Origin of the sequence: Mesorhizobium sp. M8A.F.Ca.ET.218.01.1.1 (assembly GCF_004791165.1) — a bacterium.
Lineage (GTDB): Bacteria > Pseudomonadota > Alphaproteobacteria > Rhizobiales > Rhizobiaceae > Mesorhizobium.
Genome location: NZ_SRUZ01000039.1, coordinates 1 through 581 on the forward strand (window position 1 = coordinate 1; position 581 = coordinate 581).

Consider the following 581-nt stretch of genomic DNA (forward strand, 5'->3'; position numbering starts at 1 on the left):
GCACGGATTTCTATCCGGCGCAGGGCGCGAAACCTTTTCGCGACAACATCCTCGACATCAACGGTCTTGCCATGTTGCGCGGCATCGAAGAGACGGACGAGTATTGGTGGATCGGCGCCCGCACCACCTGGACCGATATTGTCCGTCACCCACTCCCGCCCGACTGCGATGCGCCGGCAACGGCCGCTTGCCTCGTCAAAAAAGTCGAGCGTCTGTTTGGAAATGTCGCAGCCGACATAGCTCTGCACTATCATGGCCATGCCTCTTCCTGTGGTGCGGGGTCTGCTGAAGACAGCCCCGTGCAACTGTTCAGGTTGATGGTTCATTGGTGGGAAGGGACCGAGCCATGCCGCGGCCTGTCCTCGAAAGGACGACCAGGATCCTCTCGGCCTCCTTCCCACTTCAACCATACACCCGAACCAACACACAAGATCCTCGGGTCTGCGCTGCGTCGCTACGCTCCTTGCTCCGCACGTGGATGACGAAGAAGGGTTGACAACTATTTATCTTGCACACTAAATAATCGTGCACAAGATAAATGGAGACCAGCAATGTCAGCACTCTACACCACCCAGGCTCGC

At 57.5% G+C, this 581-nt stretch carries 1 pseudogene; it reads left to right on the top strand.

Annotated features, from left to right (window positions below):
* A pseudogene (locus tag EN861_RS34285) lies at positions 1-161 on the top strand (xanthine dehydrogenase family protein subunit M); the annotation flags it as partial.
* Positions 162-581: the final 420 nt, after the last annotated feature.